Raw genomic sequence first — 20,133 nt, forward strand, 5'->3', positions numbered from 1 at the left:
GCTCCGGCAGCCCCACAGAGAACGCGCGAGCCTACAGCTGATGCACCGCTGGCCGCGCACGCGCAGAGTTTTGGTCGCGTGCTCAGCGTCGTCCGCGAGCGCTATGCGCTGCTGGAGCGGGGCGCAGCGCTCCAGCTACTCTCGCTGTCCGTCGCTTCGCGCTGGCTAAAACAGGCGCAGCTTCAGCCGGGGGAGGAGGGGCTGCGGCCGCAGCCGCTGCTGATACCGGTACGCCTGAAAATTGCCGCCAGTGAGCAGGAGGTCATTACCACCCGGGCTGCGCTGCTGCAGCAGATGGGTATTGATTTGCAGCGGGATGGGCAGCATGTCACCCTGCGCGCGGTGCCTTTACCGTTAAGAACACAAAATTTACAAATCTTGATTCCAGAACTGTTAGGCTACCTGGCCCGGCAGCAAGAGGTTTCTGCGTCCATGCTGGCTCAGTGGCTGGCACGTCGTGAGGATGCAGAGGAGCCACACTGGAATCACTCGCAGGCGATTGCGCTACTGGCGGAGCTGGAACGGCTCTGTCCGCAGCTGCTGAAGTCGCCGCCTTCAGGTCTGTTACAGACCCTGGATATTGAGAGCGCGATTAACGCGTTAAAGCATGAGTGAACTAAACCAGGCTGGCCGGCCAAAGGCTATTTTTTTGATGGGGCCAACCGCCTCCGGCAAAACCGCGCTGGCCATTGCATTACGCCAGCAGCTGCCGGTAGAGCTGATTAGCGTTGACTCCGCCCTGATCTATCGCGGGATGGATATAGGAACAGCAAAACCTTCAGCTGAAGAGCAGGCGCTGGCTCCTCACCGTCTGCTGGACATACGCGATCCGGCGGAGAGTTATTCTGCCGCTGAATTTCGTCGCGATGCGCTGGCAGAAATGGCGGAGATTACCCGGGAAGGTAAAATTCCGCTGCTTGTTGGTGGAACCATGCTCTACTTTAAGGCGTTGCTTGAAGGGTTGTCGCCGCTGCCCCCGGCCGATCCGCAAATACGTCAGCAAATAGAGCAAACGGCGGCTGAACAAGGGTGGGAAACCCTGCACCGCCAGCTGTGTGAAATCGATCCGGTCGCCGGCAGTCGTATTCATCCGAATGATCCGCAGAGACTTTCGCGAGCACTGGAAGTTTTTTTTATTTCGGGTAAAACTTTAACGGAACTGACAAAAACGTCCGGTGAAGCGCTACCCTACGATGTGCACCAGTTTGCGATCGCTCCGGCGCATCGTGAAATGCTGCACCAGCGCATTGCAATGCGTTACGACCAGATGTTAGCGTCAGGCTTTGAGGCGGAGGCTCGTGCCCTTTTTGCGCGAGGTGATTTGCATACGGATATGCCTTCCATTCGTTGTGTCGGTTATCGCCAGATGTGGTCTTATCTTTCAGGCGAAATCAGCTATGACGATATGGTTTATCGGGGAATTTGCGCCACCCGGCAGTTAGCCAAGCGCCAGATGACCTGGTTACGAGGCTGGGAAGGTGTGCACTGGTTAGACAGTGATGCGCCTGAAACAGCCCGCGACACGGTACTTCAGGTAGTTAGTGCTAAGCAGGGCTGATTGTGTACAATTGATCGGTTAGCGTGCGCAAATTTTTACGCAGTTTTTCTGAACCACGGTTCTTAAGTAACAAACAACAAGCATATAAGGAAAAGATAGAATGGCTAAGGGGCAATCATTACAAGACCCGTTTCTGAACGCACTGCGTCGTGAACGTGTTCCGGTTTCGATTTATCTGGTGAACGGCATTAAGCTGCAGGGACAAATTGAGTCTTTCGATCAGTTCGTTATTTTACTGAAAAACACAGTGAGCCAGATGGTGTATAAGCACGCCATCTCTACCGTGGTTCCTTCGCGTCCGGTTTCGCATCACAGTAATAATGCGGGCGGCGGCGGTAGCAGTAACTACCACCACGGCGGAAGCAATCAGAGCGCTCAATCGCAGCCACAACAAGACGGTGATAGCGCAGAGTAAGTTTGCGTAGCCGTAAAGCCAGGGCCGGGGAGCAATCAGGTTTTCCCGTCCTGGTTATTTTATTTTAGCGAGGTTATAGCTTGTTTGACCGTTATGATGCCGGTGAGCAGGCCGTACTGGTACACATCTGGTTCTCCCAAGACAAAGAGCTGGAAGATTTGCAGGAGTTTGAAACTCTTGTCTCTTCTGCGGGCGTCGATGCACTGCAGGTCATTACCGGCAGTCGTAAAGCGCCACATCCCAAATATTTTGTCGGTGAAGGAAAGGCAGTTGAAATTGCCGATGCGGTAAAAGCGAGTGGAGCATCGGTCGTATTATTCGATCATGCCTTATCTCCTGCTCAGGAACGTAATCTCGAGCGTCTGTGCGAATGTCGTGTTATCGATCGCACCGGCTTAATTCTCGACATCTTTGCGCAGCGCGCCCGTACCCATGAAGGGAAATTGCAGGTCGAGCTGGCGCAGCTACGCCATCTGGCCACCCGCCTGGTGCGCGGCTGGACACACCTTGAACGTCAGAAAGGCGGCATCGGACTACGTGGACCCGGTGAAACTCAGCTGGAAACTGACCGGCGCTTGCTGCGCGGTCGCATCAGCCAGATCCTGTCGCGGCTTGAGCGCGTTGAAAAGCAGCGTGAACAGGGACGTCAGGCGCGTGCCAAAGCTGATGTGCCTACTGTTTCGCTGGTGGGTTACACCAACGCCGGAAAATCCACCCTGTTTAACGCGGTAACGTCTGCCAATGTGTATGCGGCGGATCAGCTGTTTGCCACGCTCGATCCAACCCTGCGCCGTCTTAATGTCGCCGACGTAGGCGAGGTGGTGCTGGCCGATACCGTCGGTTTTATCCGCCATCTTCCGCACGATCTGGTCGCGGCGTTTAAAGCAACGCTGCAGGAGACCCGCCAGGCAACTCTGCTGCTGCACGTCATCGATGCAGCTGATTTACGCGTTACCGACAACATTGACGCCGTGAATGAAGTGCTGGCTGAAATTGAGGCGGATGAGATCCCCTCGCTGCTGGTTATGAACAAAATCGATATGCTGGATGGGTTTGAACCGCGTATCGATCGCGATGAAGAGCAGCGCCCGACGCGCGTATGGCTCTCAGCGCAAAACGGCATCGGTCTGGAGCTATTGTGGCAGGCGCTCTCAGAACGGCTGGCAGGTGAGATTGCGCAGTATGAACTGCGTTTGCCACCTGAAGCAGGACGTCTGCGTAGCCGCTTTTACCAGCTGCAGGCGATAGAAAAAGAGTGGAATGAAGAAGATGGCAGTACGGGTTTGCAGGTGCGTATGCCGATTATCGACTGGCATCGCTTATGCAAACAGGAGCCGTTGCTAACCAGTTATATTGTTTGATATTGCCCAAACGCCTTTATCTGACACATGAGAATGGTGCTGTAAGTATGACTGCAGGCTGTCTGCGCCGGAACAGGGTTTCGCGGGCGCAACGTCAACTGCGCGCATGACCGGATGCTTACCTCTGTAGCGGATCCGGCGGCGGGCAGGCAGTTCACCACGCGGCGGCAGGCGACGTGAAAGGTAAAACACGTAAATACAATAAATGGAGTAGAAACATGGCGTGGAATCAGCCCGGAAATAACGGACAGGACCGCGACCCGTGGGGAAGCAGCAATAATCAAGGCGGCAACTCTGGGGGGAATAAAGGAGGGCGCGAGCAGGGGCCTCCCGATCTGGATGATATCTTCCGTAAGCTGAGTAAAAAACTCGGCGGACTGGGCGGTGGCAAACAGAACGATAACGGTCAGCGCAGCGGCGGTAGCGGTGGCAAACTGGTTGGCATTGCAGGCGCAGCCGTAGTGATTATCTGGGCGGCAAGCGGCTTCTACACCATCAAAGAAGCGGAACGCGGTGTTGTAACCCGTTTTGGCAAATTCAGTCATCTGGTTGAGCCTGGCCTCAACTGGAAGCCGACATTTATTGATAACGTACGCGCTGTCAACGTTGAAGCCGTGCGCGAGCTGGCTGCATCAGGCGTGATGCTGACATCCGATGAAAACGTGGTACGCGTTGAGATGAACGTCCAGTATCGCGTGACCGATCCGGAGCGCTATCTCTATGCAGTAACCAGCGCGGATGACAGCCTGCGTCAGGCCACCGACAGCGCGCTGCGTGGCGTGATTGGTCGTTCCACCATGGATCGCATTCTGACCGAAGGGCGTACCGTGGTGCGTAGCGATACGCAGCGTGAGATTGACGAAACGATTCGCCCCTACAATATGGGGATCACCCTGCTTGACGTAAACTTCCAGGCGGCGCGTCCACCGGAAGAGGTAAAAGCCGCGTTTGATGATGCGATCGCCGCACGCGAAAACCGTGAGCAGTATGTGCGTGAAGCAGAAGCCTATGCCAACGAAGTGCAGCCGCGTGCCAACGGTCAGGCGCAGCGTATTCTGGAAGAAGCGCGAGCGTACAAAGAGCGTACCGTACTGGAAGCGCAGGGTGAGGTTGCCCGTTTTGCGCGTCTGCTGCCGGAGTACAAGGCGGCTCCGCAAATTACCAAAGAGCGTCTCTATATCGAAACCATGGAGCGCGTGCTGAGTCATACGCGCAAAGTGCTGGTTAACGATCGCAGCAACAATCTGATGGTACTGCCGCTCGACCAGCTGCTGCGCAACGGCCAGTCAGGCAGCCAGAGCGGTCAGAACAACACTAACCTGATGAAATTGCCTTCGTCGCCAGGCAGCAGTGCCGATCGCAACAGTAACTCATCTTATAGTCCGGACAGCGTCATGGACCAGCGTCGCGCAAACGCGCTGCGAAACGATACCCAGCGCGAAGGGAGGGAGTAACCGATGCGTAAGCCAATCATCGCCGTAATTATCGTAGTGCTGGTGGTGCTCTACGCGTCACTGTTTGTTGTGCAGGAAGGCCAGCGCGGTATCGTGCTGCGTTTTGGTAAAGTCCTGCGCGACGACGAGAATAAGCCACAGGTTTATTCGCCGGGTCTGCACTTTAAAATCCCATTTATTGAAACCGTGAAATCGCTGGATGCGCGTATCCAGACTATGGATAACCAGGCCGATCGCTTTGTCACTAAAGAGAAGAAAGATCTGATCGTCGACTCTTATATCAAGTGGCGTATCAGCGACTTCAGTCGCTACTACCTGGCAACGGGCGGTGGCGATATCTCTCAGGCTGAGGTGCTGCTGAAACGTAAGTTCAGCGACCGTCTGCGTTCAGAAATGGGCCGCCTCGATGTGAAAGATATTGTGACCGATTCGCGTGGCCGTCTGACCACTGACGTACGCGATGCGCTGAACACGGGCAGCGCGGGTAACGATGATGAAGTACAGACGCCGGCAGCAGATGATGCCATCGCCAGCGCTGCCGCACGCGTTGAGCGCGAAACCAATAGCAGCGAGCCTGCGCCAAATCCAAACAGTATGGCGGCGCTGGGTATTCAGGTTGTTGATGTGCGTATTAAGCAGATCAACCTGCCAACTGAAGTCTCTGACGCTATCTACAACCGTATGCGCGCCGAGCGTGAAGCGGTTGCCCGTAGCCAGCGTTCACAGGGGCAGGAAGAGGCAGAAAAACTGCGTGCGCAGGCTGATTACCAGGTAACCCGTACGCTGGCTGAAGCGCAGCGTCAGGCGCTGATCTCGCGCGGTGAAGGGGATGGTGAAGCCGCCAAGCTGTTCGCCGATGCCTTCAGCCAGGATCCTGATTTCTATGCGTTCATTCGCAGCCTGCGGGCGTATGAAAACAGCTTTGCGGATAATCAGGACGTCATGGTGCTGAGCCCGGATAGCGATTTCTTCCGCTATATGAAAGCACCGACCAACGTTTCACGATAAGCGCTTATAAAGCCAGGGCCGACACTGATGTCGGCCCTTTTTTGGATAACGTATGAATTCAACCATCTGGATGGCGCTGGCGCTGGTGCTGATACTGGAAGGCGCAGGGCCGATGTTAATGCCGCGACTCTGGCGGCGCCTGATCCTTTCTCTGACGCAGCTGCCTGACCGCCTGCTGCATCGTTTTGGCGGTGGACTGGTGGTGGCGGGCGTGGTGATTTACTGCCTGTTCAGCCAGCATATGCAGGGATAATCGCGCCGCTTACCGGTTAAGTTGTGCCTGTCGGGCCGAGCCTCCCCAACATGTTGTGAGCTGAACAAAAGGCAGGCAAAAAACAGCGCAAACGTGTGCTAAAAGTGCTGAAACTGTGAAAAACCGATGGTAGAATCCATTTTTAAGCAATCGGTGATTTTAGAAATGGGTAAGAACGTCGTCGTACTGGGCACCCAATGGGGTGACGAAGGTAAAGGTAAAATCGTAGACCTTCTGACTGAACGCGCTAATTATGTGGTGCGTTACCAGGGTGGCCACAATGCAGGCCATACACTTGTCATCAACGGTGAAAAAACCGTCCTCCACTTAATTCCTTCTGGCATCCTGCGTGAAAATGTTACCAGCATCATTGGTAATGGAGTGGTATTGTCACCTGAAGCGCTGATGAAAGAGATGAATGGTCTGGAAGCGCGCGGTGTGCCGGTACGTGAACGTCTGCTGATTTCTGAAGCCTGCCCGCTGATCCTGCAATATCACGTTGCAATGGATCTGGCACGCGAAAAAGCGCGCGGTGCCAAAGCGATCGGTACCACGGGCCGCGGTATCGGGCCTGCCTATGAAGATAAAGTGGCGCGTCGCGGCCTGCGGGTCAGCGATCTGTTCAACAAAGAGACCTTTGCAGCCAAGCTGAAAGAGATTGTTGATTTCTATAACTTCCAGCTGGTGAACTACTACAAAACCGATGCCGTTGACTACGAAAAAGTGCTGAGCGACGTGATGGCCGTAGCGGACATCCTGACCAGCATGGTAGTGGACGTATCCGATCTGCTGGATGGCGCGCGCAAGCGTGGCGATCTGATCATGTTTGAAGGTGCGCAGGGTACCCTGCTGGATATCGACCACGGTACTTACCCCTATGTGACTTCCTCTAACACCACCGCAGGCGGCGTGGCAACCGGCTCCGGTATCGGTCCGCGCTATGTCGACTACGTGCTGGGTATCGTGAAAGCCTACTCCACCCGCGTCGGAGCGGGTCCGTTCCCGACCGAGCTGTTTGATGAGACCGGTGAGTTTCTGTGCAAGCAGGGCAATGAGTTTGGTGCCACTACCGGCCGCCGTCGCCGTACCGGCTGGCTTGATGCGGTTGCTGTACGCCGTGCCGTACAGATCAACTCGCTTTCCGGCTTCTGCATGACCAAACTGGACGTGCTGGATGGCCTGAAAGAGGTTAAAATCTGTGTCGGCTACCGTATGCCGGATGGCCGCGAGATGACCACTACGCCGCTGGCAGCTGAAGGCTGGGAAGGTATCGAACCGATTTACGAAACTCTGCCTGGCTGGAGTGAGACCACCTTTGGTGTCAAAACCGTGGAGGGTCTGCCCCAGGCCGCACGTGATTACATCAAGCGTGTCGAAGAAGTAACCGGTGTGCCGGTTGATATTATCTCAACGGGCCCGGACCGTAGTGAGACCATGATTCTGCGCGATCCGTTCGACGCATAATCTTCTCAGGCCGGACATGTTCCGGCCTCTGTTTATCCGCTGTCTGCTTCCGCTCACTCTGTTTTTTTCGGCTCAGGACCACACGGGCATGAAAAAAGCGCTCCGGGTTTTTCCGCACTGGTTTATCATCATTGTTAATCGAAGCGCGCAGCTGGCGCTAAAACTAAAAAATCTGATGGTTTACTGAGGTATATGTGCAGCTAACAAGTTTTACCGATTATGGTCTGCGCGCACTGATTTACATGGCTACGCTGCCCGAGGGCAGGCAGACTAACATTACTGAAGTCACCGATACTTACGGCGTATCGCGTAACCATATGGTAAAAATCATCAATCAACTGAGCCGGGCCGGCTTTGTAGCTGCTACACGCGGCAAAAACGGCGGAATTCGTTTAGGCATGGACCCGGAAAAAATTATTATTGGCGACGTTGTCAGAAAGATGGAGCCGCTGCAGTTAGTTAACTGTGACACCTGCGCCATCACCCCAGCCTGCCGCTTACGTAAGGCGCTTAATGACGCCGTGCAGTTATTTTTGCAGGAGCTGGATAACTATACGCTGGCCGATCTGGTAAGAAACAACGATTCGCTCTACCACATCCTATTGTCCGAACCGCCGGTGGCAATCCACTCCAAATGACATCGGAGGAACCTAATGTCAAAAGATCCTTTTCAGGACAGAGAAGCTGAAAAATATGATAACCCGATCCCCAGCCGCGAATTTATTCTCGGGCTGCTGGAGCAGCGGGAAAAACCAGCCAGCCGCGAAGAGATTGCGGGGGCGTTAAACATCACCAGTGAAGATCAGCTGGAGGCGCTGCGCCGTCGTCTGCGCGCAATGGAGCGTGACGGTCAGCTGGTCTTTACCCGTCGTCAGTGCTATGCGCTGCCGGAACGCCTCGACCTGCTGCGCGGCAAAGTGATAGGCCATCGTGACGGCTACGGCTTTTTACGCGCTGAAGGGCAAAAAGATGACTTCTATCTTTCCGCCGAACAGATGAAATTCTGCCTGCATGGCGACGTGATCCTGGCGCAGCCAGGCGGTGCCGATCGTAAAGGTCGCCGTGAAGCGCGCGTGGTGCGGGTGCTTGAACCGCGCAACAGCCAGATTGTCGGCCGCTACTTTACCGATGCCGGCACGGGCTTCGTGGTGCCGGACGATAGCCGTCTGAGCTTTGATATTCTTATTCCGCAGGACGCAACGCTTGATGCCCGGATGGGCTCTGTTGTCGTGGTCGAGATTGTGCAGCGCGCCACGCGCCGCACCAAAGCTATCGGTAAAGTCACCGAAATCCTCGGCGACAATATGGGCACCGGTCTGGCAGTTGATATGGCGCTGCGTACGCATGAAATTCCGCACACCTGGCCGGAAGAGGTCGAAAGAGAGATTGCGAAGCTGAAAGAAGAGGTGCCGGAAGCGGCGAAGCAGGGACGTATCGATCTGCGTCAGCTGCCGCTGGTTACCATTGATGGCGAAGATGCCCGCGACTTCGATGATGCCGTCTACTGCGAGAAAAAGCGCGGTGGTGGCTGGCGCCTGTGGGTAGCGATCGCTGACGTAAGTTACTACGTGCGGCCGGGTACGGCGCTGGATGACGAAGCGCATCAGCGCGGAACATCAGTCTACTTCCCGTCGCAGGTCGTGCCGATGCTGCCTGAGATCCTCTCCAACGGCCTCTGCTCGCTGAATCCGCAGGTTGACCGCCTTTGCATGGTCTGTGAGATGACTATCTCTGCCAGCGGTAAACTGACCGGCTATAAGCATTATGAAGCGGTGATGAACTCACACGCGCGACTGACCTATAACAAAGTCTGGAATATCCTGCAGGGTAATCCCGAGCTGCGTGAGCAGTATGCGGCACAGGTAAAACATCTCGAAGAGCTGCACGCTATGTACGAGGTGCTGGAAACCGCACGCGAGCAGCGCGGTGGCATCTCATTTGAAACGGAAGAAGCGAAGTTTATCTTCAACGCTGAGCGCCGTATTGAGCGCGTTGAGCGCACGGTACGTAACGACGCGCATAAACTTATCGAAGAGTGCATGATCCTCGCTAACATCGCGTCTGCCCGCTTTGTGGAGAAACACCAGGAGCCGGCGCTGTTCCGCGATCACGATCGTCCGAGTGAAGACAGCATCACCAGTTTCCGCACCGTACTGAGCGAGCTGGGTCTGAGCCTGCCGGGCGGCGCAAAACCGCAGCCTGTGGACTACGCCGAACTGCTGGATCAGATCGCCGAGCGTCCGGATGCTGAGATGCTGCAGACCATGCTGCTGCGCTCCATGAAACAGGCGGTCTACGATCCGGAAAACCGCGGACACTTTGGTCTGGCGCTGGCTTCTTACGCCCACTTTACTTCGCCGATCCGCCGCTATCCGGATCTGCTGCTGCACCGTGCGATTAAATATCTGCTGGCAAAAGAGCAGGGCATGGAAAACGGTATCACTACGCCGAACGGCGGCTACCACTATGATATGCAGCAGATGCTGCAGCTGGGTCAGCACTGTTCGATGACCGAGCGCCGCGCTGATGAAGCGACGCGCGACGTTGCTGACTGGCTGAAGTGCGACTTCATGCAGGATCAGGTGGGCAATGTGTTTAACGGCGTGATCTCCAGCGTGACCGGCTTTGGCTTCTTTGTGCGGCTGAGCGATCTGTTCATCGATGGCCTGGTGCATGTCTCCACGCTGGATAATGACTACTATCGCTTTGATGCCGTCGGACAGCGTCTGATCGGCGAATCGGGCGGCCGTACCTATCGTCTTGGCGATGCGGTGGAAGTACGCGTGGATGCGGTGCACATGGATGAGCGTAAAATCGATTTTGCACTGATCTCCAGCAAGCGCGTGCCGCGTGGCGAAGGCAAAACCGCGCGGGAACGCGAGAAGCGCAGCGGCAAGCCTGCCACAAAGCGCCGTCGCGACGCGGGTAAAAAAGGCAACTTTGAACCGGATGCGGCTTTCCGTGGTGAAAAGAAACCGGCTGCTGCGCAGAAAAGTGAGAAAAAAGGTAATAAAGTCTCTGAGAAAACCCGTAAAATCGCCGCCGCCACTAAGGCTAAGCGGGCATCAAAGAAAAGCAGCGCGACCTGATGGTCACCGGATTGTCCTGACGGGCAATCCGGGTATGCTGTACGCGCTGTACCGGATGCGCCGCCGCGCGCATCCTGAACCCGGATCTCAGCGATCGCTGTTCTAACCCAATCTTGAGCAAAATAATGAGCGAAATAGTTTTTGGCATTCATGCCGTGCAGGCGCTGCTGGAGCGCGACCCCCAGCGTTTTCAGGAAGTTTTCATTCTCAAAGGGCGCGACGATCGCCGCCTGCAGCCGCTGATTGCCGCACTGGAAGCTCAGGGTATTGTGATCCAGCTGGCTAACCGCCAGTGGCTCGATGCACAGGTAGAGGGCGGCGTGCATCAGGGCATCGTGGCGCGTATCAAACCGGGTAAAAATTACCAGGAGGGCGATCTGCCCGATCTGCTGCAGTCGCTGGAGAAACCGTTTCTGCTGATCCTCGACGGCGTAACCGATCCACACAACCTGGGTGCCTGCCTGCGCAGTGCTGACGCGGCGGGTGTTCATGCGGTCATCGTGCCGAAAGATCGTGCTGCACCGCTTAACGCCACGGCAAAAAAAGTCGCCAGCGGCGCTGCGGAAAACGTTCCGCTCATTCGCGTCACTAACCTGGCGCGCACTATGCGACTGCTGCAGGAATACAACATCTGGATCGTTGGCACTGCCGGTGAGGCGGATCATACGGTTTATCAGAGCAAAATGACCGGTCCGCTGGCGCTGGTGATGGGGGCAGAGGGCGAAGGTATGCGCCGCCTGACGCGCGAACACTGCGATGAGCTGATCAGCATTCCGATGGCAGGCAGCGTCTCTTCGCTGAACGTCTCGGTGGCGACCGGCGTCTGCCTGTTTGAGGCCGTGCGCCAGCGCCAGGCGTGATCGGCACCGCAAAATATCAACAAGCGCTTTCCCCTCCTGTACGGCTCTCCTGAATAATTCAGACAGAGCAGGCTGCCAGACGGTTACTCTGCCTGGCAGCCTCGTCGCTATGATGCGTTATCATCAGGAGGCGCTATGTTTCATACCACTCACCACGTATTCAACCAGCCTCATCCTCTCTGCAACAGTAATCTGTTTACCCGCGACAGCGCGCTGTGCGATGCCGTGGTGCGCGAAGGCGCGGCCTGGGACCAGGCGTGGCTGGCGTCGGTTGGTCTGCAGCTTGGCAGCGCGGAATCGCTGGAGCTGGGACGGCTGGCCAATAGTGAACCGCCGGTACTGCAGCGCTATGACGCGCGCGGCGAGCGCATCGACGAGGTGCGGTTTCATCCCGCCTGGCATCTGCTGATGCAGGGCGTTTGTGCCAGCCGCTTACATAATCTCAGCTGGCAGCCTGATGCCCCGGCTCATGCATGGTAGCGCGTGCGGCGCGCTTTATTCTGCATGCCCAGGCGGAAGCGGGTTCCCTCTGTCCGGTCACCATGACGCACGCCGCGCTTCCTCTGCTGCAGGCGCATCTGCCCGCAGCCTATGCTGACTGGCGCGCAGGCCTGCTGAGCGACCGCTATGATGCCCATCACCTGCCAGGCGGTCAGAAGCGCGGGCTGCTGATTGGCATGGGGATGACTGAAAAGCAGGGCGGTACTGACGTGCTGACTAACACCACGCGCGCTGAACCACTCGGTGTGCGTGCGCCGGGCGAGCCGTGGCGCATTACCGGTCATAAATGGTTTTTCTCTGTGCCGCAAAGCGATGCGCATCTGATCCTGGCCCATACCTCACGCGGCCTGAGCTGTTTTTTTCTGCCGCGACTGCTGCCTGACGGCACGCGCAATGCGCTGCGCATCGAGCAGCTCAAGGAGAAGCTGGGCAACCGCTCCAATGCCAGCGCTGAAGTGGAGTTTCAGGATGCCACCGGCTGGCTGATGGGCGAAGAGGGTGAAGGCGTGCGGCTGTTGTTACGCATGGGCGGCATGACGCGCTTCGACTGCGCGCTCGGCAGCCACGGCCTGATGCGCCGTGCGCTGTCGGTGGCGCTGCATCATGCGCAGCAGCGACAGGTCATGGGCAAACCGCTCAGCGAGCAGCCGCTGATGCGCCTCCAGCTGGCACGACAGGCGCTGCAGCTTGAAGCGCAGACTGCGCTGTTGCTGCGGCTCGCCCGGGCGTGGTCAGCGCCAGCCAGCGAGACGGAGCGGCTCTATGCCCGGCTCTTTACACCGGTAGCGAAGTTTGCCATCTGCCGGGCCGGTATGCCGTTTGTCGCGGAGAGCATGGAGGTGCTGGGCGGTATCGGCTACTGCGAACAGAGCGAACTGCCGCGGCTGTATCGCGAGATGCCGGTTAACAGCATCTGGGAGGGATCGGGCAATGTCATGTGTCTGGATATTCTGCGCGTACTGCAGCGCTATCCTGCATGCCATGCGCTGCTGCAGCAGGAGTTTGAGGCGGTGAGGGGCGCTAATCGTCATGTTGATCGCAGCTGGCGTCAGCTGCGTCTGCAGCTGCGTCATCCGCATGAAGCGCAGGCGCGTGACCTGGCGCAGGAGCTGTTCTGGCTGGCGAGTGCGGCGATACTGCTGAAAGTTGCAGAACCGCCGCTGGCCGATGCGTGGTGTGCGCTTGCGCTCGACGGGCGCGGCGCACGTGGCCCGGATGAGACGCTGGCCGCGCGTCTGCTACTGCGCGCCGGCGCTGCCTGAAGGCGCGCCGTAGAGGATCGCGGTGGCGTACCACAGGCCGGGAAAGGAGGTGTCATCCAGCATCACAATCTGATAATAGACAGCCCCAGCCTGGCTGGCGCGTGCGGCAATCGCGCGCTGTACATCATCCGGTGAACCGCGCGTCGACGCGCTGATATTGCCCAGCTTCGGCAGTCCGGCGCTCTGCGCGCGCGAAATCTCCTGTGGCTGTGAGGCGGGCGGCGGCGGCGCCTGCGGGGTCGACTGCAGCGTTGAACATCCACACAGCACCAGACTCAACAGCAGTAACAGACGGGACATAACGGCTCCGGAAGTGCAGGGAAGATAGCTAAAGTGTAAGCCATCTTCCCGCAATCATCAGCTGTTGAGCCTGAACAGGCTGACCAGCGCCGTAAGATGATGCCCTTTTTCGCTCAGATGCCGGGCGGTGCTCTCAGACTGCATAACCATATCGCTGCTCTGATGCGTCGCCTGACCAATATGGTTCATCGCCAGATTAACCTGACCGATACCCGCCGCCTGCTCCTGCGCCGCAATATTGATCTCATCCATCAGCGTTTTGACCTGCTCAAAATGCGTCACAATGTGGCTCATATTATCGCGCGTCTGCTCAGAGAGCGCATGGCCCGCCGCAACCCGCTCAATGGATCGGGCGATCAGCGTATCGATCTCTTTTGCTGCGCTGGCGCTGCGTTGCGCCAGCGCCCGCACTTCGGCGGCGACCACGGCAAAGCCGCGCCCGTGTTCGCCGGCGCGCGCGGCTTCTACGGCCGCGTTCAGGGCCAGGATATTGGTCTGGAATGCTATTGACTCAATCACATGGGTAATATCGGCAATACTCTGCGACGCAACCCTGATCTCCGCCATGGTTTCCGCTGAGCGGGCGACAGTGGCCCCACCCTGACTGACGGTACCGGCAGCTTCGCTCATCAGTGCCATCGCCTGACGTACGTTAGCCGCGGTCTGCGCCACCGTGGCGCCAAACTGCTCCATGCTGGCGGAAGTCTCTTCCACGCTGCTCGCCTGACGGCTAATCTGCTCGCTGATGGTCGCGCTGCCAGCCGCAATCGTATCGGTGCCGTCACTGATCTCCTGAGCGGCGCCCCGCACCTGGCGCACCACTTTTTCCAGCCCGTCGCCAATGCCGTTGATGGCAGCCACCAGCTGGCCCACCTCATCGCGTCGCGCTGAGTTAAGATGCGCCTGCAGGTTACCTGCCGCATACTCTTCGGCCAGATGGATCACCTGCTGCAACGGGCGGGTAAGGGCATGACGACAGTAAAAAACAAAGCCGGCAGCAAACAGCAGCACCAGCGCCAGGCCGATAGCCATAAACAGGTTGCGACTCTGCGTAACCGGCGCCAGCAACGCGGCACGGCTGACCTCACCGGCAATAACCCAGTCCCAGCCCGGCAGCTGCTGCCACGCCAGCAGCCGGGTTTCACCGGCGTCCTCAAAGCTGAGCAGCCCGGCGGGCTGAGTCAGCAGCCGCTGCTGTACCGCCTGACTCCAGCGTGGCTGCTGACCCTCAGCGTGGCGGTCAAACAGGTAGGTGCCCTGTTTGCTGCCCGGCGTACCGTTCAGCACAAAGAAACTGCCGCTGTCACCAAGATGGCGCGCCAGCACTTTGTCGCGTATCAGCGCATACTGCGTATCGATTTTTACGCCGACAAATAAAATCGCAATGACGCTGCCGCTTTCATCACGTACCGGCTCATACTGGGTGATATAGCGATGCCCGAACAGCGTAGCCAGCCCGCGCCATGTGGTGCCTTGCTGCACGCTGCGCCAGGCGGCGCTGCTGCGATCGAGCCGGGTGCCAATGGCGCGGCTGCCATCCTCTTTTTTCAGTGACGTCGCGATACGCACGTAGTCATCGCCGTCGCGGACAAAGATGGTTGTTACCGCGCCGGTACGCTCAAAAAAGTCATCCACGGCAAGCTGATCGAGATTGAGCGTTTTCAGACCGGCACGCAGCACCGGCGTGCTCAGCTCGCCTGTCTGAACGCGGGTGCTCTCGTCACGGCTGAAACGTTTAGGTAAAAAGCTCTGGAATAATCTGGTGTAGTTTGCCACCTCTTCGGAGAGCGTAGCGTTAAACAGCGTGGCCATTTCACTGATGCCCTGCACCTGATTGGTCATATCGTCGGTTGCCAGCTGCTCCAGCTGACGGGCGGCGTTATGGCTCAGGGTAAATGTCAGGATAAACAGTACGACGGCGACGCTGAAAGACGTCAATACAGACAGCCTGACGCCAAGGCTCAGGGCGCTGAGAGAAAGACGCTTCATAAAATACCTGTTATTTAGAATGGGGGAGAACGATCAACGGCAAAAACCGGCAAAGGTTTAGGGTGAAAAAGCAGCGACGTTAATCTGCTAACGCGCCGGCAGAGAACAGGTACACTCGGTATCAGATGCACGCTATTCAGGAGCGCTACCGTGATTGAACTGACAACAGAGACTCTGGCAGGAATCGAGTGTATTCATGCCGCACCCGCCGGTCAGCGGCAGACTCCGCTGCCCGCCATTCTCTTTTACCATGGCTTTACCTCATCAAAAGAGGTTTACAGCTACTTTGCTGTGGCGCTGGCGCAGGCAGGATTTCGCGTCATCATGCCTGATGCAGAGATGCACGGGGCGCGTTATCAGGGCGATAGCGCACTGCGTATGACGCGTTTCTGGGAGATTTTGCGCCAGAATATTGATGAGCTGCCGCAGCTGGAGAGCGCGCTGCGTGACAACCGCTGGATCGCCGGCGAACGTTTTGCGGTGGCGGGGGCGTCAATGGGCGGGATGACGGCGCTGGGAGCCATGGCGCGCTACCCGCACATTCAGAGTGTTGGCTGTCTGATGGGATCGGGCTATTTCCGGCAGCTCAGCGAGCAGCTCTTCCCGCCGCTGGTACCGAAAACCGCTGAGCAGCAGCAGCTGCTTGCTGCGCGCCTGGCGCCGCTGAGCGCTTACGATCCCGCCACAAAGCTGGCCCGGCTTGCCAGCCGGCCGCTGCTGCTCTGGCACGGCGAAGCGGATGAGGTGGTGCCTTTCGCTGAGACGCAGCGCCTTGCAGAGGCGCTGCGCGCCACACAGCAGGATGGTCAGCTTACGTTCCTGTCTGAGCCGCAGATTGGGCATAAAATCACGCCCGCCGCGCTCACCGCGCTGGTGGCGTTTTTTACGCGTTCCCTCTGAGCAGCCGCCAGCGGGGACTTCAGCGCTGCCCGGACAGTCGATCGGCGGGGCGCTGCGCAGCGGTAAACGGGTTATCAGCCGGCGCATCCAGCCGGTTAACATAGATATAGCCTGAAGCCGCTTTACTGCTGCTTCTCATCTGCTGCGCAGAGTCAGTAACGCTGGCAATGGCGGGGGAAGAGAGAAAGAGACTCAGTAAAGTGGCGACAATGACAGCTTTCATAATCGACTCCTCACCTGTGATACTTCATCAATCGCGCACGCGGTGCATTGTTCAGGGCGCTTTTATAGAGTTTAGTTTTTAACCAGCGCAGCGCCAGAGCGGCTTTTTGAACGCGTACTTCAATGTTTTTGAAAAAACGCGCGTAACAGGCTGAAGTTGCACGCTTAGCACAAAAAGGCGCGCTGTCTGGCACGCCTGTGCAAAACAGGCGAAATGTGCGCTTGTGTTTAGCCCCTGAGGCCAGTATGATTACGCGTCAATTTTTCAGCTGCATTCAGAGGTGTGTGTCATTTAACGATGATATGCAACCTATAACGTTCCTTGCTTCCATGGGCCGCAGCTGACCCTGACAGGAGGCTGAATAATCCGTAAGGAGCTATCGATGCGTCATTACGAAATCGTATTTATGGTCCATCCTGACCAGAGCGAACAGGTTCCGGGCATGATCGAGCGTTACACTGGTGCTATCACTGGTGCACAGGGCACGATCCACCGTCTGGAAGACTGGGGCCGCCGTCAGCTGGCTTACCCGATCAACAAACTGCACAAAGCTCACTATGTTCTGCTGAACGTAGAAGCGCCGCAGGAAGTGATCGACGAGCTGGAAACTAACTTCCGCTTCAACGACGCCGTTATCCGCAGCATGGTTATGCGCGTTAAGCACGCGGTAACTGAAGCTTCTCCGATGGTTAAAGCGAAAGACGAGCGTCGTGAGCGCCGCGAAGATTTCGCTAACGAATCGGCAGAAGAGTCAGATGCTGGGGATTCTGAAGAGTAATTCCCGATGACGGCAAATCAGCTGCGTCTGTCTGGCACAGTGTGCAGGACGCCAGTTCGAAACGTCAGTCCGTCAGGGATCCCACACTGCCAGTTCATGCTTGAGCATCGTTCTGTGCAGGAGGAGGCCGGGTTTCACCGGCAAGCCTGGTGTCAGATGCCGGTGATTATCAGCGGCAGCGCCCATCAGGCGATTACTCAACATATAACGGTCGGCACGCAACTCACGCTCACAGGTTTTATTAGCTGCCATCAGGCACGCAATGGCCAGAGCAAACTTGTGTTACATGCCGAGCAGATTGAATTGATAGATTCTGGAGACTAGCCAAATGGCACGTTATTTCCGTCGTCGCAAGTTCTGCCGTTTCACCGCGGAAGGCGTTCAAGAGATCGATTATAAAGATATCGCAACGCTGAAAAACTACATCACTGAAAGCGGCAAGATTGTTCCAAGCCGTATCACCGGTACTCGTGCTAAATACCAGCGTCAGCTGGCTCGTGCTATCAAGCGCGCGCGTTACCTGTCTCTGCTGCCGTACACTGATCGTCATCAGTAATCGGCAACTGTCCATTAACGACTTTAAGAGGATAAGGTAATGCAAGTTATTCTGCTTGATAAAGTAGCAAACCTGGGCAGCCTGGGTGACCAGGTTAACGTTAAAGCGGGCTACGCTCGTAACTTCCTGGTACCACAGGGCAAAGCTGTTCCTGCTACCAAGAAAAACGTTGAGTTCTTTGAAACTCGTCGTGCTGAACTGGAAGCCAAACTGGCTGACGTTCTGGCAGCTGCCAACGCACGTGCTGAGAAAATCAGCGGCCTGGGCACCGTTACCATCGCGTCTAAAGCAGGCGACGAAGGTAAACTGTTCGGTTCTATCGGTACCCGCGACATCGCTGATGCAGTTTCTGCAGCAGGTGTTGAGGTGTCTAAGAGCGAAGTTCGCCTGCCGAACGGCGTTCTGCGCACCACCGGTGAGCATGAAGTTGACTTCCAGGTTCATAGCGAAGTTTTCGCTAAACTGGTTGTGAATGTAGTTGCTGCATAATTTTATGCAGTGATGCGAAAACGCCGGCCCTGTGCCGGCGTTTTTGTTTCCGGCGCTTACTGAGCGCGGATAAAGCTGCCGTCGGGCTGACGGGTAAACAGCACCGGACCGTTACTGCCATCAACGGTAAGGCCAGTCACCACGCCGTCGCCATTCTGGCGAATTTTCACCTGCTGACCGCTCTGCAGCGAGCTCAGCGGCGAGCCTTCCCCCTCCACACGCGCCATTGCAAACACATCATTAACCGGCAGATTATTGTCCCGGAACAGCTGCGCCAGCGTCTGGCCCGAGGCTACGCTGTAGCTGCGCCAGGTGCCCTGCGCATCAATAGCCGGCTGGCCGTTTTGCGGCGCAGAAGCGCTATCCTGATTACCAGAAAGCTCCGCCTGCATTGGCACCTCTTTCGGCTGACTCTCAACCGAACGTTCAACCGGATATTTGCCGTTGCTGGTCGGCCAGAGAAACGCCAGCAGCACGATTATCAGGGCAATAACGATGCCGCGGCGATGAAGCGGCGGCAGGGGATCCATCCAGCGTACATCATCCAGCAGGTGCCAGACGCGCTGCAGGGCAGCAGGCATGCGGGACGGGGTATCTGTGGCCATAGGTGAATCCTCCTCGCCAGCGGTTTTATGCAGTCTGGCTGGCAGCCAGCGTTGCAGCCAGGGTAACAGCGTTCGCGTGGTGCGCGTCCGGCGACGTCGCGGGGCAATCTGGCCCATGTTATCTCTCTTGTTTTACAGTATGGGCAATGACAGCAGGAAGTGCCCGCCAGCATTGAAAAATTTGACCTGCGTATTGTTTCTGTTTCGTCGCCAAATGTCATCACGCACCGCGTGAGATTTTACGCCAGCCGCGTGCGCTGCTATGCTGCCGGTTCAATTTTATCCGGGATTAAGGAATCAAGATGACGACCCCTTCATTTGACAGCGTCGAATCACAAGCAAGTTACGGTATCGGTTTACAGGTTGGTCAGCAGCTGCAGGAGTCTGGACTGCAGGGTCTGCAGCCTGAAGCACTGCTGGCAGGTCTGCGCGACGCGCTGGAAGGGAACTCACCGGCGGTTCCGGTTGATGTGGTACACCGTGCGCTGCGCGAAGTACACGAGCGTGCAGAAGGCGTGCGCCGCGAGCGCACCGAAGCGATGGCCGCACAGGGTCAGCAGTTCCTGGAGCAGAGTGCCCAGCGTGAAGGCGTGAGCACGACGGAGTCAGGCCTGCAGTTTAGCGTGATCAAACAGGGCGATGGTCCGATTCCGTCACGTCAGGATCGCGTACGCGTGCACTACACCGGTAAGCTTATCGACGGCAGCGTGTTCGACAGCTCCGTTGCCCGCGGTGAGCCAGCAGAGTTTCCGGTTACCGGCGTTATCGCTGGCTGGATCGAAGCATTAACGCTGATGCCGGTTGGCTCAAAATGGGAGCTGACTATTCCGCACAACCTCGCCTACGGTGAGCGTGGTGCCGGCGCCTCAATCCCGCCATTCAGCACCCTGATTTTTGAAGTTGAGCTGCTGGAAATCCTGTAATAGCTTCGCCGCCAGGGGCGCATTAATGCGCCCCCTGCGGGTGGGTCAATGTAGGGCCGCCATTAATGGCGCCCTTGTTGCGTGCGGGGCTGAAACCAGGGGCGCATTAATGCGCCCCCTGCGGGTGGGTCAATGTAGGGGCGCC

20 protein-coding genes and 2 pseudogenes are annotated in these 20,133 nt (G+C 57.2%); 18 read left to right on the plus strand and 4 right to left on the minus strand.

Annotated elements, in window-relative coordinates:
• The 12 genes and pseudogenes from HA43_RS16840 to HA43_RS16895 form a co-directional block, all read left to right on the plus strand.
• Window positions 1-615 (plus strand): annotated as a pseudogene (locus tag HA43_RS16840) (DNA mismatch repair endonuclease MutL); the annotation flags it as partial.
• Window positions 608-1,558: a tRNA (adenosine(37)-N6)-dimethylallyltransferase MiaA gene (gene miaA / locus HA43_RS16845; protein ID WP_094112182.1), complete on the plus strand. Its 951-nt coding sequence runs from the start codon at window positions 608-610 to the stop codon at window positions 1,556-1,558. The pseudogene HA43_RS16840 and the gene miaA, both read left to right, overlap by 8 nt.
• A 100-nt stretch (window positions 1,559-1,658) precedes the next feature.
• The gene (hfq, locus tag HA43_RS16850) at window positions 1,659-1,973 is read left to right on the plus strand and encodes an RNA chaperone Hfq (RefSeq protein ID WP_039380637.1); all 315 of its coding nucleotides are present in this window, start codon (window positions 1,659-1,661) and stop codon (window positions 1,971-1,973) included.
• Between the two features lie 80 nt (window positions 1,974-2,053).
• Window positions 2,054-3,334, plus strand: a complete 1,281-nt coding sequence (gene hflX / locus HA43_RS16855; protein ID WP_094112183.1) for a ribosome rescue GTPase HflX — start codon at window positions 2,054-2,056, stop codon at window positions 3,332-3,334.
• Window positions 3,335-3,552: 218 nt separating this feature from the next.
• Window positions 3,553-4,788 (plus strand): FtsH protease activity modulator HflK, encoded by a 1,236-nt coding sequence (gene hflK / locus HA43_RS16860; RefSeq protein WP_071669173.1) that lies wholly within the window; start codon window positions 3,553-3,555, stop codon window positions 4,786-4,788.
• Between the two features lie 3 nt (window positions 4,789-4,791).
• Window positions 4,792-5,796, plus strand: a complete 1,005-nt coding sequence (hflC, locus tag HA43_RS16865) for a protease modulator HflC (RefSeq protein WP_039380630.1) — start codon at window positions 4,792-4,794, stop codon at window positions 5,794-5,796.
• Window positions 5,797-5,848: 52 nt separating this feature from the next.
• A complete protein-coding gene (locus tag HA43_RS16870; protein ID WP_094112184.1) occupies window positions 5,849-6,049 on the plus strand; it encodes a DUF2065 domain-containing protein in 201 nt (66 codons plus the stop codon).
• Between the two features lie 165 nt (window positions 6,050-6,214).
• On the plus strand, window positions 6,215-7,513 hold the full coding sequence (locus HA43_RS16875) for an adenylosuccinate synthase (protein ID WP_071669175.1): 1,299 nt from the start codon (window positions 6,215-6,217) through the stop codon (window positions 7,511-7,513).
• A gap of 194 nt (window positions 7,514-7,707) precedes the next feature.
• On the plus strand, window positions 7,708-8,151 hold the full coding sequence (nsrR, locus tag HA43_RS16880; protein WP_039380624.1) for a nitric oxide-sensing transcriptional repressor NsrR: 444 nt from the start codon (window positions 7,708-7,710) through the stop codon (window positions 8,149-8,151).
• A 15-nt stretch (window positions 8,152-8,166) separates the two neighbouring features.
• Window positions 8,167-10,602 carry a ribonuclease R gene (gene rnr / locus HA43_RS16885; protein WP_039380621.1) on the plus strand — a complete coding sequence of 812 codons (2,436 nt, stop codon included), beginning with the start codon at window positions 8,167-8,169 and terminating at the stop codon, window positions 10,600-10,602.
• 125 nt (window positions 10,603-10,727) lie between these two features.
• Complete coding sequence (rlmB, locus tag HA43_RS16890) at window positions 10,728-11,462, plus strand: 23S rRNA (guanosine(2251)-2'-O)-methyltransferase RlmB (RefSeq protein WP_039380618.1); 735 nt, start codon at window positions 10,728-10,730, stop codon at window positions 11,460-11,462.
• 135 nt (window positions 11,463-11,597) lie between these two features.
• Window positions 11,598-13,225 (plus strand): annotated as a pseudogene (locus HA43_RS16895) (isovaleryl-CoA dehydrogenase).
• Here HA43_RS16895 and bsmA read toward each other — a convergent pair.
• Together bsmA and HA43_RS16905 are read right to left on the minus strand one after the other, a co-directional pair.
• Window positions 13,202-13,525 (minus strand): biofilm peroxide resistance protein BsmA, encoded by a 324-nt coding sequence (bsmA, locus tag HA43_RS16900; protein ID WP_094112185.1) that lies wholly within the window; start codon window positions 13,523-13,525, stop codon window positions 13,202-13,204. The pseudogene HA43_RS16895 and the gene bsmA sit on opposite strands and share 24 nt — an antisense overlap.
• A 57-nt stretch (window positions 13,526-13,582) precedes the next feature.
• On the minus strand, window positions 13,583-15,514 hold the full coding sequence (locus HA43_RS16905) for a methyl-accepting chemotaxis protein (protein ID WP_094112186.1): 1,932 nt from the start codon (window positions 15,512-15,514) through the stop codon (window positions 13,583-13,585).
• A 150-nt stretch (window positions 15,515-15,664) separates the two neighbouring features.
• Between HA43_RS16905 and yjfP the strand changes: the two genes are divergently transcribed.
• Window positions 15,665-16,414, plus strand: a complete 750-nt coding sequence (gene yjfP / locus HA43_RS16910) for an esterase (RefSeq protein ID WP_094112187.1) — start codon at window positions 15,665-15,667, stop codon at window positions 16,412-16,414.
• A gap of 19 nt (window positions 16,415-16,433) precedes the next feature.
• Here yjfP and HA43_RS16915 read toward each other — a convergent pair whose 3' ends face one another.
• Window positions 16,434-16,637: a hypothetical protein gene (locus tag HA43_RS16915; protein WP_039380605.1), complete on the minus strand. Its 204-nt coding sequence runs from the start codon at window positions 16,635-16,637 to the stop codon at window positions 16,434-16,436.
• A gap of 382 nt (window positions 16,638-17,019) precedes the next feature.
• On the opposite strand from HA43_RS16915, the gene rpsF reads away from it, so the two are divergent.
• The 4 genes from rpsF to rplI are packed head-to-tail and all read left to right on the plus strand — an operon-like array spanning window position 17,020 to window position 18,460.
• Complete coding sequence (rpsF, locus tag HA43_RS16920; protein WP_039380603.1) at window positions 17,020-17,415, plus strand: 30S ribosomal protein S6; 396 nt, start codon at window positions 17,020-17,022, stop codon at window positions 17,413-17,415.
• A 6-nt stretch (window positions 17,416-17,421) separates the two neighbouring features.
• Window positions 17,422-17,739, plus strand: coding sequence for a primosomal replication protein N (priB, locus tag HA43_RS16925; RefSeq protein ID WP_071669179.1), 318 nt, complete (start codon window positions 17,422-17,424; stop codon window positions 17,737-17,739).
• Window positions 17,740-17,743: 4 nt separating this feature from the next.
• Window positions 17,744-17,971: a 30S ribosomal protein S18 gene (gene rpsR / locus HA43_RS16930; protein ID WP_000135199.1), complete on the plus strand. Its 228-nt coding sequence runs from the start codon at window positions 17,744-17,746 to the stop codon at window positions 17,969-17,971.
• Between the two features lie 39 nt (window positions 17,972-18,010).
• Window positions 18,011-18,460, plus strand: coding sequence for a 50S ribosomal protein L9 (gene rplI, locus HA43_RS16935; protein WP_065648101.1), 450 nt, complete (start codon window positions 18,011-18,013; stop codon window positions 18,458-18,460).
• A 56-nt stretch (window positions 18,461-18,516) separates the two neighbouring features.
• Here rplI and HA43_RS16940 read toward each other — a convergent pair whose 3' ends face one another.
• On the minus strand, window positions 18,517-19,182 hold the full coding sequence (locus tag HA43_RS16940) for an OapA family protein (protein WP_150034714.1): 666 nt from the start codon (window positions 19,180-19,182) through the stop codon (window positions 18,517-18,519).
• A gap of 185 nt (window positions 19,183-19,367) precedes the next feature.
• Between HA43_RS16940 and bamJ the strand changes: the two genes are divergently transcribed.
• Window positions 19,368-19,988: a BamJ family beta-barrel-assembly machinery protein gene (gene bamJ, locus HA43_RS16945; RefSeq protein ID WP_094112188.1), complete on the plus strand. Its 621-nt coding sequence runs from the start codon at window positions 19,368-19,370 to the stop codon at window positions 19,986-19,988.
• Window positions 19,989-20,133 lie beyond the last annotated feature (145 nt).

This window comes from Pantoea eucrina (assembly GCF_002095385.1).
Lineage (GTDB): Bacteria > Pseudomonadota > Gammaproteobacteria > Enterobacterales > Enterobacteriaceae > Pantoea > Pantoea eucrina.

Excerpts from the sequence above, each read along its gene's own strand:
- miaA (WP_094112182.1), top strand. The coding sequence starts at position 608 with ATGAGTGAACTAAACCAGGCTGGCCGGCCAAAGGCTATTTTTTTGATG.
- hfq (WP_039380637.1), top strand. The coding sequence starts at position 1,659 with ATGGCTAAGGGGCAATCATTACAAGACCCGTTTCTGAACGCACTGCGT.
- hflK (WP_071669173.1), top strand. The coding sequence starts at position 3,553 with ATGGCGTGGAATCAGCCCGGAAATAACGGACAGGACCGCGACCCGTGG.
- hflC (WP_039380630.1), top strand. The coding sequence starts at position 4,792 with ATGCGTAAGCCAATCATCGCCGTAATTATCGTAGTGCTGGTGGTGCTC.
- HA43_RS16870 (WP_094112184.1), top strand. The coding sequence starts at position 5,849 with ATGAATTCAACCATCTGGATGGCGCTGGCGCTGGTGCTGATACTGGAA.
- HA43_RS16875 (WP_071669175.1), top strand. The coding sequence starts at position 6,215 with ATGGGTAAGAACGTCGTCGTACTGGGCACCCAATGGGGTGACGAAGGT.
- rnr (WP_039380621.1), top strand. The coding sequence starts at position 8,167 with ATGTCAAAAGATCCTTTTCAGGACAGAGAAGCTGAAAAATATGATAAC.
- rlmB (WP_039380618.1), top strand. The coding sequence starts at position 10,728 with ATGAGCGAAATAGTTTTTGGCATTCATGCCGTGCAGGCGCTGCTGGAG.
- bsmA (WP_094112185.1), bottom strand. The coding sequence starts at position 13,525 with ATGTCCCGTCTGTTACTGCTGTTGAGTCTGGTGCTGTGTGGATGTTCA.
- HA43_RS16905 (WP_094112186.1), bottom strand. The coding sequence starts at position 15,514 with ATGAAGCGTCTTTCTCTCAGCGCCCTGAGCCTTGGCGTCAGGCTGTCT.
- HA43_RS16915 (WP_039380605.1), bottom strand. The coding sequence starts at position 16,637 with ATGAAAGCTGTCATTGTCGCCACTTTACTGAGTCTCTTTCTCTCTTCC.
- rpsF (WP_039380603.1), top strand. The coding sequence starts at position 17,020 with ATGCGTCATTACGAAATCGTATTTATGGTCCATCCTGACCAGAGCGAA.
- priB (WP_071669179.1), top strand. The coding sequence starts at position 17,422 with ATGACGGCAAATCAGCTGCGTCTGTCTGGCACAGTGTGCAGGACGCCA.
- rpsR (WP_000135199.1), top strand. The coding sequence starts at position 17,744 with ATGGCACGTTATTTCCGTCGTCGCAAGTTCTGCCGTTTCACCGCGGAA.
- rplI (WP_065648101.1), top strand. The coding sequence starts at position 18,011 with ATGCAAGTTATTCTGCTTGATAAAGTAGCAAACCTGGGCAGCCTGGGT.
- HA43_RS16940 (WP_150034714.1), bottom strand. The coding sequence starts at position 19,182 with ATGGGCCAGATTGCCCCGCGACGTCGCCGGACGCGCACCACGCGAACG.
- bamJ (WP_094112188.1), top strand. The coding sequence starts at position 19,368 with ATGACGACCCCTTCATTTGACAGCGTCGAATCACAAGCAAGTTACGGT.